The sequence below is a fragment of the Ruegeria sp. CDSC021 genome, from assembly GCF_059610845.1.
The window spans coordinates 26,041-38,547 of the sequence record NZ_JBXWOK010000010.1 but is presented as its reverse complement, the minus strand read 5'-3'; the positions used below and the strand labels follow the sequence as shown (position 1 = coordinate 38,547).

Genomic DNA, 12,507 nt, shown 5'->3' with positions numbered 1-12,507 from the left:
TCGCACCGATGTATCCCGCTTGTTGCCCACCTTTTCAGCATGACAAACCAGCCTCCGGGAGAGACTTAGATGGAAGAGAATACCGAAGATCAGGCCGCCGCGAATTACCGTGTAACCGCGGGTGAGTTGCGCCAGTTCATCGAACGGATCGAGCGTCTGGATGCGGAAAAGAAAGATTTGGCGGAGCAACAAAAAGAAGTGATGGCCGAGGCAAAAGCGCGGGGCTATGACACCAAGGTCATGCGGAAAGTGATCGCATTGCGCAAACGTGACAAAGACGACATCGCCGAGGAAGAGGCGGTGTTGGAAATGTACAAAGAAGCGTTGGGAATGTAACGGCTGCTTTCCCGCGATAGACTCAAGGTTTTAGAACCTCCACTCCGGGCATGGACTCAAGTCGGTCCATGTCCTGCGCATATAATTCTGCAAACGCGTCGACGATTTCCATACTCCAATCTGGCAGATCAAGCTCTTCTGTTGTGAGCTCGGTTTTGGCGTGTTCCTCCAAAACCGTGGCAAGGTCGTCACGCAAATGTTCGTCCTGTTCCAGGCTTTGATCAATCAATGCCAGACCTTTGGATTTGCCTGAATCGTCTAGAAGTGACAGCAGTAAATCAAACTCATCAACCAGCGTGTTGTCCGAGGGAAGGGCCGCGATTGCACGGACTATATCTCCCCAGATCAGTGGTGCGTCCTCGTTGCTCCAGAGTGTGATTTTGACATTGGGCGCAAGATCCCTGATGTCCTCGACCATGCTGATCCAGCTGAGGCAGCTGATATCGGTATTTCGCATTTTGTCGAGGCGACTCTGTTCAGGTAGCGACATCAAAGCTTTGGGAATAAATCTGCCAGGGCTTAAAAAACCCATACAAAGCTCAATTTCGTGGTCAGGAAAGGACTTTTCAAGCAACTCCATTCGGCGTCCCGCATTTGGGTATAGCTGCCCGTCGTCCAGTGCATTTCCAACATCGCCTGCAAAGCTGGCGCATGAGTAAATCAAACGATCGACCTTCGGAGCTGATCGCAACCCATCCCGGAGCATTTCCATTGCGGCACCGATTTCATCCTGGTTTTCAATGGCAGCAAAGGCGGGTTCGAAAATTTGTCGATATCGGCGCGGGCCAAATACGGATGCACCATTTTGATGCAACGCGCCGGTGTTGCGTTGAAGGGACCGCAATACGAGACCTTCATCGGTGAACGCAGCACCTGCGTGGATTGCAACCTGCATATTCGGTTTTTACCCTCGCGTTCGTGCACATTATCTGCTGGGTTACAGGCTGTACTCCGCACAGTCAAACCAGGCGGAGTAAAATCTCTGGGCCAGACCCAGTGCCATGAATACAGAAAATCGTTAAGCGGCGGCAAAATTCTGTCTTGAAGTCCGTAACAAGAGGCATTAATCGACACCAAGTGCCCCTATAGCTCAGCTGGTAGAGCAACTGATTTGTAATCAGTAGGTCCGCGGTTCGAGTCCGTGTGGGGGCACCACATTCAAAAATAAGATGCTGTAATATAATATTTTTTTAGAGTGGAGCTTTTGTATCCCCTGATCTATCCCCTATTATTTCGCTGATAGTTATGAGCCCCGATTTTCTTGCCATCGATTCCCATGATACGCATTCTTTTAATAAGATTGATGATGGTAAATGTTGGATTTTGTTAGAGCTACGGCTGTGAAAATGTCCCAAGTTAAACGGGCAACCTGACCCAGGTTCTGTACCTATTAACGATGGTAGGCTCCGACCCAAAGCCACGGATTCGGACGTCCGCACCTTGTGCAGCATCTGTTGCTAAGGGCTCGCTCCGTACGTTGTCTGAGGTCTGCGCCAAAGAGACAGTTTAAGTCGATTTGATAAGAGAGGGTTTCTGGCTCATCGTAACCGCCAAGGAGTGGAGGTGAGAAAGAAACCCGGAACCAAGCAGCGCCACGGTGAGGCCGAACGAGCTTTGGCAGACAGACTTCACTTATTTGAAGGTCATCGGTTGGGGCTGGTTCTATCTCAGTACGATCCTGGACGACTAGCCGATCCAGTGGATTGGGTCGAGGTCCCTCAATCATCAGGATCTGAAAGAGAAACGAGCTATTTTGGTGGTCTCATGAGTGCTATGCTTAGCGAGATTTCCTTTGAATAGCAGTGAGAAAACAATGAAAGATGCCAGGGTCGAACAGCGTACCTCGCCATTGGCTTGGCTGATTGCGGGCCTATTCTTTTTCACAGTGGGTGTCTTGGGTCTTTTGGGGCATAGCAAGTGGAACCCTCTAGTTTCGATGGGCGAGGCGACAGCGGAGAAGATCACGGGATCGACGGTCGTGGTCTATATTTCGCTGCGCGCCATTAACGCGGCTTTGTCGGCGGCGCAGGAGGTAGAACTTGGTGCGTCGGCTGTAGGGCAGGCGAGCGTTCAGCCACTGAAAGTTCTGGAGCCAATTGATGACACAGTCGAACGGGTTGCCGATGCCGTGTTCATTGTCGCGACCGGAGCGGCGCTTGCCACGGTCGGCCTGGCACCGGTGGTCTCGGTGGGCCTGATTGTTCTGGGATCGAGTCTTCTGGTTGGGTTCTTAGCTCGGCGCAGCGCTACTCTGGCACGTTCGGTGGAGCCAATGTGCCGCAAGGGGATTAACTTTGGCCTGGTCGTAGGATTTGCGGTTCCACTTTTCTTCACTTTGGGTGTTTGGGCCGGTGAGCGCGCGACAGCCGCGCAGATGCGCGAGGCCGAAGCCAATCTGAGCGCGGTCTCGCAACAGGCGAGGATCCTGATCGGAGACGCGGAAGATGAAACGCAGGGTGTGGTACAGGAGCGCAGCGCCGTTAAAGAGTCTGAACCTGCGGCGGAAGAAGAGGGTGGCTACTTTGACTGGTTCATTTTCGTCAGAGAACCGGAGGGTGGCCTGCAGCCCGCACCGACGGATGATGAGGAAGGGTATTTCAGCCAGTTAACCTCTGCGGTGGCCGAGGTTATCGATCAGGGTGGGAGATACATAAATGCTGCAAGCATGTTCAAGGCGGAGGCAGACACTATCTTAAGGTCTTCTCTGACGATCGTTGGCATCTTTGCGTTGCGGCTCGTCATATTGCCAGTCTTTCTGCTCTGGGGTGCACTGTCACTCTTGAAGACTTTTCCTCGCCAATGAACTCCGCTTTTCTTGCATTCATACTTGCCCGCGGCTTCTACAAACTCGTTTCGCTGGGCGCTCTGGTCAGAGTTGACCGGGTACGGCCAGAGTATCGCAACCATGTTTGGTCGTATGACTTCCTTCATAGCCGAACCGATGATGGCAAAGCCTTCCGGACGCAGAAAATCCTTGATGAGTACAGTCGGGAATGCCTAGCAATCAGAAGGGGGCGGAAACTGAACTCGACCGATGTAATCAACGTCTTGGCAGACCTGTTCATACTTCGCGGCTCCCAGTTTCATATGTTCTGACAATGGGCCGGAATTTGTCGCCCAGGTTGTCTGAGACTGGATCGCCGCCGTTGGCGCCAAGACGACTTACATCGAACCCGGCAGCCCGTGGGAAAACGGATATGGTGAAAGCTTCAATGGCCGGTTCAGGAACGGGCTACTCACCGGCGAAATCTTCCACAACCTGCGCGAAGCTCAAATTCTGATCGAGCAATGGAGAAGACACTAAAACACAAAACGCCCACACAGTGCTCTGGGCTATCGCCCGCCAGCGCCCGAAACCATCATCCCGATGGATCACAGGCCGATGATGCACTAACAATCAAATTGGACCAATCAGATGAGGCCGTTCAGGCCCGCGATGTCTAGGTGCACTATTCAAGTATGCGTCGCATATGACCCACTAAAACGATTTGTCTTGCGGTCACGCCGCAGTGTCTTCAAAGACATCTGAAATGCTAAGGTTTGTTAAGGTTTGCTAAAGTTGACTGCCCTGAAGTGATTGGAAAAGCCTAGAACCATCCAGCCGTTTGAGCGGCGTACCGAACCAATTAAATCAGGAACGATCCAATTCTAAAAAATTTGACAGGAATGCACCGGAGTGAGTTGCGGCAAGGCTCTGGAGACCGCAGGTTTGATCAGAACGACTGATTTTATCTATTTTACGGGTTAGTTTTAGTTGGCCGTCTAACCCTTTATCGGCTGCTATACAAATCTTCTAAATGAACCAGGATTGAAACTTGCGCGCTGGTTTTCGTGTAGGCTGACCAACTTGTTGGACACTCAGCGTAAGCGTGTCTAAAGATAGGGCAAACGTGAAATTACCCAAAGAGCATTTCCAATATGTCATCCACGGTTCGTCAGTCTGACCTCGACTTTGCCGCCGACCTTTTCAAAGCCGCTGACAAGATGCGCGGGGGGCTTGAGCCGTCTGAATACAAACATGTCGCGCTGGGCCTGATCTTCCTGAAATACATCTCTGAAGCCTTCCAGGCAAGCACGATCAGCTTGCTGAAGACGAACTCGCTGAGGGCACCACAATCATCTCAGCTCGCGGCACCGTCGGTAAGATTGGGATGGCACCGGGCGATATGACCTTTAACCAGTCATGTTATGCCTTAAGACCGAAGAAACCTGTGGGGGAGCGCTTTGTCTTCCTCGCGACAGGGCAACTCGTCGAACGCCTGCAAGCTATGGCGCATGGGTCTGTGTTCTCAACGATCACCCGAAATACATTCTCCAGCCTGAGCTTCGCCGGTGCCAGCGAGGCTTGCCACACGGCCTTTGAGGATACTACCGGTCCGCTGTTCGCGAAGATCAAAGCCAACGGACAAGAAAACCAAACCCTCGCCGAGATGCGCGACCTCCTCCTGCCCAAACTCATGTCCGGCGAAATCCGCCTTAAAGACGCTGAGGCGCTGGTATGAGAGGATCGTTACTGCAAAGTTTGTTGGAGTTGGCCCATTCTACCTCGCAGAACCTCGGGTTTGCCCATCGCGACGATGTCAATGTCAGCTATGGCGAAGAGACGATCACGGAAACCAATCTGCTGGAGCTTCGCCGCCGCCATCCCTCTATCATTACCTTGAAGACCTTTGGCAAGAAGAAGGAGGCCAAGAACGGGGCGGATTGGGAGTGGCATATCATCGGGCGCGGACGGAAATTCGGGATGCGGGTGCAAGCCAAACGATTGCAAAAAGATGATAAACTGAAGATCCCGCACAAGGTGAAGTCATCTGGTGAAGAGCAGATCGAACTTCTCATCAAGGATGCACAAGCTAATCAACTGAAGCCTGTCTATTGCTTTTACTCGGCCGAGCGGCAGCGCGATCACTGGAAAAAGGAAAACGTAGGCAGCAACTTTGAGGCGTTTGAGGCGGGGTGCCTTTTGGCGCCTGCTGAGGCGGTGAAGAAAGAGATGCCCACTTGCCTTACCGATATCGAAAAAGACTGTGTGCCCTGGCACTATTTGGTCGAGCGCCGAGACTATGTGACGAACCGTGCAAGAAACGTTTTTGACGTTGAAGGTTCCATTCTGCAATTTCTGGTTATGTCTGAGGACGTGCGGCGTGCGATGGATCCTAATAAGACGAGGGATAGCGAGTCCCTACTCAACTTTCCCACACTTGATGAATTGAATGACCAAGATCCCCCAAAGCGTGAAATTAAGGGCTTAGTTGAAGTTGGCGAGCCGGAATATGAGCGCCGAGGAAGCGTGTCAGATTATCGCGAGCGCGGTATCGGGCGGCTTGTTGAAATTGATGTACGCGAATTTCCCGACCGTCCGGTATTTCGGGAGACACCAGATGAGCAGCATTAGGAAAATTACGTGATATTCAACAAAGAACACTTTGAGCAACGCCAGCATGGCGATCAGGGTTTGAGACCAGGGGACAATCGCAGCCAATTTCAGCGCGATCGTGCGCGAATAATGCACTCTGCTGCTTTCCGGCGTTTACAAGGTAAAACTCAGGTCATGGGCACTGGTGAGGGCGACTTCCACAGAACTCGTCTCACGCACTCAATTGAAGTCGCCCAGATCGGCTACGGCATTTTAGAGGCGCTTAAGGCCAGGAACGACATTCCTGCCGATGTTGTGAATTGTTTGCCGGACAGAGACCTGATTGAGGCCGCCTGCTTTGCGCATGACTTAGGCCACCCGCCGTTTGGACACAAAGGCGAACAGGCACTTCACAAATCGATGTTGAAAAGCGGCGGATTCGAGGGAAACGGCCAGACACTACGTATCCTCACAAAGCTAGAAAAGTACAAGGAACGTGGACGCGGAATATATCCTACACGGCGTTTGATCTTGGGCGTGTTGAAGTATCCGAAACCGATGAAAGACTTCGACTTCTCTGAATTTGGTCCAAAGCCTCCGAAGTCCTATCACGATGAAGAAAAAGACGCTGTGGATTGGGCTCTGTCTGGCTTCCAAAATGAAGACATCGACGAACTTGTTAATTCGGCTAACGGAAAAAGTGCGCATCACAGTCTCGACTGCAGCATCTTGGAACTGGCAGACGATATTGCCTATGGCATCCATGACATTGAAGACATCGTCGCACGCGGTCTGGCCACTCATCAAGAGGTCCGGCAAGAAGTCACAAAAGCTTTTGATCGGGTCAACGGCTCGCTGACACATGAGCAAACGGAGTTTAACAGCGCCATGGTCTGTTGCGGTCTCCTCGGATCAAGTTTTGAACGCAAACAGATGGTTGCGAGCCTTGTAAATTTGTTCATCACCAACGTGAGGTTATCCACTCATAGTGAGTTCCAGCACCCGCTTTTGAGGTTCAATGCATCTCTTCCCGTCGAGCATCGCGATCTCTTAAAGGCGCTCAAAGGCTTGGCGTACGACTTGATTGTTAAAAAGGCGAAGTTGCAGCAGCTTGAATGGCGGGGGCAGATGATAGTTGAGCGTCTATTCGACGTTCTAAAATCAAACCCCAATGGACTGATACCTCAGAGTTCATGGGAAGACGGCTGCACAGATAGCTCAACAGAGCGCAGGGTCTGCGACTACATCGCGGGAATGACGGATGCCTACGCCGAAAAACTCTACAAACGACTTTATCAACCGGGGTTTGGGAGTAGTGGGGATGAGTTGTGAGCATTAACGAAGACCTCGTCGAACAAGCCGTTATTGGCATTCTGCAAGACCTTGGCTGGCGATACGAAGACCCGTTGGCGATTGCACCCGATGGGGCTGAAAAACGGCGAGGATCTTATGGCGAGGTGGTCTTGTACGAGTTGCTGCAAGTCGCGGCAAAGCGGTTGAATCCGGACATCCCGGATGAGGCTTTGTATGCCGCTGTCAGACAGGTGGCGGTCTCTGAGACTCCCTCGCTTATCGAAGAGAACCGGCGCATTCACAAGCTGTTGGTTGACGGGATCGACGTCGAATACCGCCGCCCCGACGGATCAATCAAAGGTGACAAAGTTCGGTTGATCGACTTTGCCAATCCATTAAACAACGACCTGATGGTCACGAACCAATTCACCGTCGTAGAAGCGGGACACAACCGTCGTCCCGACGTGGTGGCGTTCGTGAATGGTTTGCCTCTGGTGGTGATCGAGCTGAAGAATGCCGCTATTGAGAACGCCACGATTGAAGACGCGTTCAATCAGCTACAGACCTACAAGCATCAAATCCCTTCTCTATTTCGAACCAACGCCGCCCTGATCACTTGAGATGGGCTTTTGGCGCGAATAGGTTCGCTCAGTGCGGGAGAAGACCGCTTTATGCCTTGGCGTACGGTCACCGGTGCCCACGATGATTTCACACCAGAAGGTCCGAAGGAGATGGACTGTTGATTGTCACTGAGAACTGACCCGGTATGCCCATAAATTGTCACTGAGAATTGACCCATGTGAACACACTTCCCCGACGGTTTTGGTTGGGGGGATTTGGAGTGATCGACATGGGATTTTTGAGTGTCATCAGACGCTGGGCATTGCGTGACAAAATGCCGATACGCGAGATCGCCCGGCGGACGGGTTTCCGCCCACGTTCTACACAGTCAGGGCCACGCTTTGGCCGACGGCTTTTATTTGGGTGAGCCTAACCGTTTTTCCGAGGTCAGCTTCTGTGCGCTACGCAAAGGTTGGATAATTGGCTGTTTTGAGCTCTAAGCAGTTAGGCCGACCGGCTGACGACCGTTTGTTGACATTGATGAAGTGGCTGACCGTTGGCGCAGAAGCGGACGTTCGAGCGAACAACGGCGAATGACCGTATCGAGCCCAAACTAACGGATGCTGCGACACGCACGAAAGGCGGCTTACAAGCGCGGTATGCGATGCGATTAAGAACACTGATCAATAGGTCAAAGAGACAACATGATCGATCAAGAGCAATGAAAAAGAGTTCTTGCTACTTATAATAAGCTGATTAACCAGCGAGGGTTGCCGGGTGTACTTGTAAAACCCGTACGCGTGGAATGGTGTGGTCACGAAATGGCGGATCGTGAAAAAAAATCGCCCTATTGATCATCAAGGAGCTTCAGAGGAGATTTGCAGCGTCACATCTGCACGAACCAAAGATCCTGATACAGGGGTGCGGTGCAAAGATTTATCCCGGTGAAGCCATAGAACAGACCTCTAGTCTGACTGATCAGTCATAGATTTCTACCGACAGCGCATCCATCGCATATGAGGTTTCGATATTTGCCTGGCCGTCCACGTAATTGAGTGACTGGGACCTGCTCAGTGCCCGCATTTCCCCGCTTATCCAAACCGGCTTATATAACTCATCGATTTCGAAGCCTTGTTCGTATCGCACGTAAACCATCTGATTGGCTGGAGGTGCTGGTGTGTGAATGCAGGCTCCAACTGTCGGAACCAGAAGGAATTCGACCGCCTTCTGGTCGACAATATCCAGGGGAAGGAGATAGCCGGGAAGGCGCACGTTCTCTCCCAAAAGGTCAAGGTTCGGTTCGCGCGCGGCAATCAACCGTTGGTTCATCACAATTTCGCGTTGTTCAAACAACCAATCTGGGTCAAGGCCTTGAGATACGAGTCCTTCGCGGATCTGAAACGCTTCTGCGCGCTTCTCGTCATCCGCAGTGTCCGCATGCAGAACCTCAATCCGATAAAGCATGGCCAACGCATTGACCTGAGAATATTCTAGGGTGGCAAAAGGATCGTGGTAGGGCCGCTCTTCAGGAAGGAGATCCTGCCAACTTATGTTGCGCGGATCCGCTGCTAGAAGAGGCCCCGCAATCGCAAGGGCGAATAAGATATTCAGAAAATGCGCAATGGTTTTCATTTCAGCGGATCCTCTTATTCAAAGCCGCACCAACAGTCCGTCTGATAGCGTCATACGGTACACCCTTAACGCAGGTATAATACTGGCAAGAAGACCAGAGCAGAAAACGATGGCTATGAGAAGAACCTCGCGAAAACTCGGCAGGCCAACACCGATGCGAAGCCCAAAATTTGCGGCAAGAATCGGATCTATCACGCGCGTGAGAGCGCTGAGCGCGATTACTCCAAGCACGATACCGGCCGACAACAATAAAACGGCTTCAAGCAAGATCAGGGAAAAGACGCCGGCAGGTGTTGCGCCCACGGATCGAAGGATCGCAAATTCACGCCGCCGGTTGTCGAGTGAAGCAGACAACATGACCACCATGCCGATCATTCCAGCCACTGCCACAGCGCCTGCCATCAGACGCAGCGCAGTCTCGGCCGTACTGGTAATCGACCAAAGCTGCAACAGCGCAACATTAGGAAGAACAGCGGTCAGTGCCTCGTCGCGATGGTCTGCCAGTTGCCGTTGAACTGAAAGCACCGCCGTTTTTTCCTCCAGCCCGGCAAAAATCGCGTTGATGGTCCCCGGTTCATGATCATGGCCATCGTGATCGTGCCCGTCAGAGGTCGTGACAGTTTGCCCCTCGTCTTCATGGCCGCTTCCGTGAGCATGACGGTCGTCATGTTCCTGATGCCCTTCTTCGTGCTCGTCAGGCTCGTCTAACTCCACATGGTCATGGTCTTCGTGTTCTCCGGCGACTTCTGGTGCTTCGATCAAAACGAATGGGTCCGCAACCTCTGATGCAGGTTCTTCGTGCAAGGCGTCAAAACCCTCGAGTGAGACAAAAACCATTCTGTCGACGGCCGTCCCGGTATGCCCCAGCACGCCGGTCACTGTGAATGGCGCTTCGTCGTGCACATCAAAGGCGACTTCCCCTGAGCCATGGGCATTCACGATTTCAGTACCTGACGTGTACCCGAAAGCCTGAGCAACTTTTGCTCCAATCACTGCGCCATCTGGAGATTTAAACGGAACACCTTCAGCAAATATCAGTTGCCGGCCGCCACTATGACGAAAGTGGTCAAAATATTGCTCGGACGTTCCTATCACGGGATATCCTCGGTGGTTGTCACCCATCATGATTGGCACTGTCCAGCTTATCTGGGGCAGATCTTCGATCATCTCGTAGCTGTCCCAGCTGATACCAGCGCCAGTTGTGCCGACACCAAAAACCGTTGCCATCAGGATCTGCACATCGTTTCCGCGTGCCGCAATGATCAGGTCGATCCCTGATGCAGAATTGGCAAAACCCGCTCGTGCCTCTGTTCGCAGTCGTTCAACCCCAACAATCAAAGCCACGCTCAAGGCAATGCTAAGAACAGTCAACGCAGCGATAAAGCGGCGATTGAGAAGGCTTTTATAACAAAGATTGAACATCACGTTTTGCCCGCGTTCAGCATCGGCAAGTCAACGCTCCGATCGAAGTGTTTTTCCAGGCTGCGATCATGGCTGACAAATAACAAACTTGCCCCTGATGCTTTGCATTCCTTCAACAACAACTGGACAAACGTGTCTTTCGCTTCCTCATCCAAAGCCGAGGTGGGTTCATCCGCCAAAACTACTTCAGGCGCCCCTATCAGAGCACGCGCCGCCGCAACGCGTTGTTGCTGCCCAACACTCAGTGCGCTGGCAGGTCGATTGATGAGCTCAGTATCCTCAAGACCCAGCTCACTTAGCAACCGTGTGGCGGTAGCCTTGGGGTCTGGCCCCGACCGATTGCGACGTCGCGCTGAAAACCGGCAGGGCAGCAACGTGTTTTCAAGCGCACTGAGCCAAGGCAAGAGATTGAAGACCTGGAAAACAATCCCCAAATGATCCACACGAAAACGGTCACGATCACCTCCGGCCAAAGCCCCGACATCCGTGCCTGCAACGCGAACCGCGCTTTGCGGTACATCGATCACGCCAGCAATTGCCGAAAGCAATGTGGTCTTTCCGCTGCCACTGGGGCCTTTCATAAACACACTTTCCCCGGCCTCAAGATCGAAGCTAGCGACTGAGAGAACCGGGTCAGGTTGACCGGGCCACCGAAACACCAAGGATTTGAGCTCTACAGTTTTCATTGATGACACAGATGCTTTGGCTTGGTTTTTCAAAGATAATTGAGCTTCTTGGTGACCCAGAAAAGGATCTCTGCCAAAACACCAATGGCTCCGGCCTCGTCTGTCTTGACCAAAGCTGTTCCTGACGTTCCAAATTGCAAGTAATTTATGTCTGCATCTGCAGGTAGTTCAACCAATACGATGTAGCTGGATATCCCGGTTAGTTCGCGCAATGAGGGAAGGCCTGACCTTAGATCAACAGTACCTTCGACAGTTCCGACCGGAAAATCGGAAATACGGCCGGTAATTTCTCCGCCGGGTTCCGTTCTAAATGCAAGCCGGATTTCGTCACCGACCGAAACATTGGCACGACTGGATTGGGGCAGAGTAGCAATTACTGCAAAGTCTCCGGGTTCGACAAAAGTTATTGCCCCTTGTAGCGGAGTGGCGCGGTTACCTGGTCGTAGTGATACAGCCGTGACAACGCCGTTTCCCGGCGCTTTTACAACTGTTTGCTCTAAATCCCAAAGAGCTTGCGCAAGTGTCTGTTCGGCCTCCACAACACCTGCGTCACGCCCGTCGATCTTCGCGGCGATACGCCGCTCAAGGCTTGTCTTCCGGGCTTCTGCTGCGCGGATATTCGCGGTCAACTGGTCGATGGTTGAGACAGCCTCTTGCAGTTGGAACGTGGTTGATGCCCCGCGTTCTTCCAAACGGATGATGTCATCACGACGCTGAATTCCGAAAATCAGCTGAGCAGTCAGGGATTCAATCTCGGCCTCGGCAGCTGATAAATCTGATAACAGTTGATCGGCAGATGACTTTGCAGTTTCCAAGACAGCTTCGAGCCGGGAAACCTCGGCTTTGAAAACCTCATTATCTATCCGGAATAGGGTCTCGCCAATTGCAACTTCCTGGTTTGGCTCCACAACGACTTCTGTAACCGTGCCCGCCACGTTCGGAGCAATATTCGTCGAAACACCCTGAATGGATACCGGGCCAGTCGGAGTTGTGTGGTTCAGCGCACCGATGACCACCAGAGCGATAACACCGGCTACACAGTAAACCAGAGTTTTCCAGAATCCATTCCAGGGGAGAAGGTGAAACTTGGAAAAGACCAGCCAGACTATTCCAAAGTAGAGGCCAAGTACGATTAACAAGACTTCATTCCTTCGTGATGTTTCCGGAAAGTTCGAACGACCACCCAAACTTACGAGTGATCGCCCTGTTTGTCATGATGAC

12 protein-coding genes, 1 tRNA gene and 2 pseudogenes are annotated in these 12,507 nt (G+C 52.2%); 10 read left to right on the top strand and 5 right to left on the bottom strand.

What is annotated here, in order from left to right; translation table 11 throughout:
* Nucleotides 1-69: 69 nt before the first annotated feature.
* On the top strand, nucleotides 70-336 hold the full coding sequence (locus tag AC2FGB_RS15140) for a DUF2312 domain-containing protein (protein ID WP_142638157.1): 267 nt from the start codon (nucleotides 70-72) through the stop codon (nucleotides 334-336).
* A 22-nt stretch (nucleotides 337-358) separates the two neighbouring features.
* Here AC2FGB_RS15140 and AC2FGB_RS15135 read toward each other — a convergent pair whose 3' ends face one another.
* Nucleotides 359-916, bottom strand: coding sequence for a hypothetical protein (locus AC2FGB_RS15135; protein ID WP_496791786.1), 558 nt, complete (start codon nucleotides 914-916; stop codon nucleotides 359-361).
* Between the two features lie 499 nt (nucleotides 917-1,415).
* Here AC2FGB_RS15135 and AC2FGB_RS15130 point away from each other — a divergent pair.
* The 9 genes and pseudogenes from AC2FGB_RS15130 to AC2FGB_RS15090 all read left to right on the top strand — a co-directional run bounded on the left by AC2FGB_RS15130 (nucleotide 1,416) and on the right by AC2FGB_RS15090 (nucleotide 7,605).
* Nucleotides 1,416-1,491 (top strand) — tRNA-Thr (locus AC2FGB_RS15130).
* A 439-nt stretch (nucleotides 1,492-1,930) separates the two neighbouring features.
* A pseudogene (locus AC2FGB_RS15125) lies at nucleotides 1,931-2,023 on the top strand (DDE-type integrase/transposase/recombinase); the annotation flags it as partial.
* 126 nt (nucleotides 2,024-2,149) lie between these two features.
* Nucleotides 2,150-3,139: a hypothetical protein gene (locus tag AC2FGB_RS15120; protein ID WP_496708093.1), complete on the top strand. Its 990-nt coding sequence runs from the start codon at nucleotides 2,150-2,152 to the stop codon at nucleotides 3,137-3,139.
* Nucleotides 3,140-3,216: 77 nt separating this feature from the next.
* Nucleotides 3,217-3,730, top strand: a pseudogene (locus AC2FGB_RS15115) (integrase core domain-containing protein); the annotation flags it as partial.
* A 524-nt stretch (nucleotides 3,731-4,254) separates the two neighbouring features.
* Nucleotides 4,255-4,506, top strand: coding sequence for a type I restriction-modification system subunit M N-terminal domain-containing protein (locus AC2FGB_RS15110; protein ID WP_496708094.1), 252 nt, complete (start codon nucleotides 4,255-4,257; stop codon nucleotides 4,504-4,506).
* Entirely contained in the window at nucleotides 4,488-4,838 is a 351-nt protein-coding gene (locus AC2FGB_RS15105; RefSeq protein ID WP_496708096.1) for a restriction endonuclease subunit S domain-containing protein, read from the top strand. Before AC2FGB_RS15110 ends, AC2FGB_RS15105 begins: the two co-directional genes overlap by 19 nt.
* On the top strand, nucleotides 4,835-5,731 hold the full coding sequence (locus AC2FGB_RS15100) for a DUF6615 family protein (RefSeq protein ID WP_496708097.1): 897 nt from the start codon (nucleotides 4,835-4,837) through the stop codon (nucleotides 5,729-5,731). Before AC2FGB_RS15105 ends, AC2FGB_RS15100 begins: the two co-directional genes overlap by 4 nt.
* Nucleotides 5,732-5,791: 60 nt before the next feature.
* Complete coding sequence (locus AC2FGB_RS15095; protein ID WP_496708111.1) at nucleotides 5,792-7,024, top strand: anti-phage deoxyguanosine triphosphatase; 1,233 nt, start codon at nucleotides 5,792-5,794, stop codon at nucleotides 7,022-7,024.
* Nucleotides 7,021-7,605 carry a type I restriction endonuclease gene (locus AC2FGB_RS15090; RefSeq protein WP_496708099.1) on the top strand — a complete coding sequence of 195 codons (585 nt, stop codon included), beginning with the start codon at nucleotides 7,021-7,023 and terminating at the stop codon, nucleotides 7,603-7,605. The genes AC2FGB_RS15095 and AC2FGB_RS15090 overlap by 4 nt, the downstream gene beginning before the upstream one ends.
* A gap of 919 nt (nucleotides 7,606-8,524) precedes the next feature.
* Here the strand turns inward: AC2FGB_RS15090 and AC2FGB_RS15085 are convergent.
* The 4 genes from AC2FGB_RS15085 to AC2FGB_RS15070 are packed head-to-tail and all read right to left on the bottom strand — an operon-like array spanning nucleotide 8,525 to nucleotide 12,425.
* Entirely contained in the window at nucleotides 8,525-9,178 is a 654-nt protein-coding gene (locus AC2FGB_RS15085) for a DUF3299 domain-containing protein (RefSeq protein ID WP_010442259.1), read from the bottom strand.
* 18 nt (nucleotides 9,179-9,196) lie between these two features.
* Nucleotides 9,197-10,600 (bottom strand): ABC transporter permease, encoded by a 1,404-nt coding sequence (locus tag AC2FGB_RS15080; protein WP_260027312.1) that lies wholly within the window; start codon nucleotides 10,598-10,600, stop codon nucleotides 9,197-9,199.
* Nucleotides 10,600-11,286, bottom strand: coding sequence for an ABC transporter ATP-binding protein (locus AC2FGB_RS15075; RefSeq protein WP_037321629.1), 687 nt, complete (start codon nucleotides 11,284-11,286; stop codon nucleotides 10,600-10,602). Before AC2FGB_RS15075 ends, AC2FGB_RS15080 begins: the two co-directional genes overlap by 1 nt.
* A gap of 29 nt (nucleotides 11,287-11,315) precedes the next feature.
* Nucleotides 11,316-12,425 carry an HlyD family secretion protein gene (locus AC2FGB_RS15070; protein WP_010442262.1) on the bottom strand — a complete coding sequence of 370 codons (1,110 nt, stop codon included), beginning with the start codon at nucleotides 12,423-12,425 and terminating at the stop codon, nucleotides 11,316-11,318.
* Nucleotides 12,426-12,507: the final 82 nt, after the last annotated feature.

Bases quoted from the DNA above. Each gene is read 5' to 3' on its own strand.
- AC2FGB_RS15110 (WP_496708094.1), top strand. From the start codon at position 4,255: ATGTCATCCACGGTTCGTCAGTCTGACCTCGACTTTGCCGCCGACCTT.
- AC2FGB_RS15140 (WP_142638157.1), top strand. From the start codon at position 70: ATGGAAGAGAATACCGAAGATCAGGCCGCCGCGAATTACCGTGTAACC.
- AC2FGB_RS15105 (WP_496708096.1), top strand. From the start codon at position 4,488: ATGGCACCGGGCGATATGACCTTTAACCAGTCATGTTATGCCTTAAGA.
- AC2FGB_RS15075 (WP_037321629.1), bottom strand. From the start codon at position 11,286: ATGAAAACTGTAGAGCTCAAATCCTTGGTGTTTCGGTGGCCCGGTCAA.
- AC2FGB_RS15085 (WP_010442259.1), bottom strand. From the start codon at position 9,178: ATGAAAACCATTGCGCATTTTCTGAATATCTTATTCGCCCTTGCGATT.
- AC2FGB_RS15100 (WP_496708097.1), top strand. From the start codon at position 4,835: ATGAGAGGATCGTTACTGCAAAGTTTGTTGGAGTTGGCCCATTCTACC.
- AC2FGB_RS15080 (WP_260027312.1), bottom strand. From the start codon at position 10,600: ATGTTCAATCTTTGTTATAAAAGCCTTCTCAATCGCCGCTTTATCGCT.
- AC2FGB_RS15135 (WP_496791786.1), bottom strand. From the start codon at position 916: ATGGAGTTGCTTGAAAAGTCCTTTCCTGACCACGAAATTGAGCTTTGT.
- AC2FGB_RS15120 (WP_496708093.1), top strand. From the start codon at position 2,150: ATGAAAGATGCCAGGGTCGAACAGCGTACCTCGCCATTGGCTTGGCTG.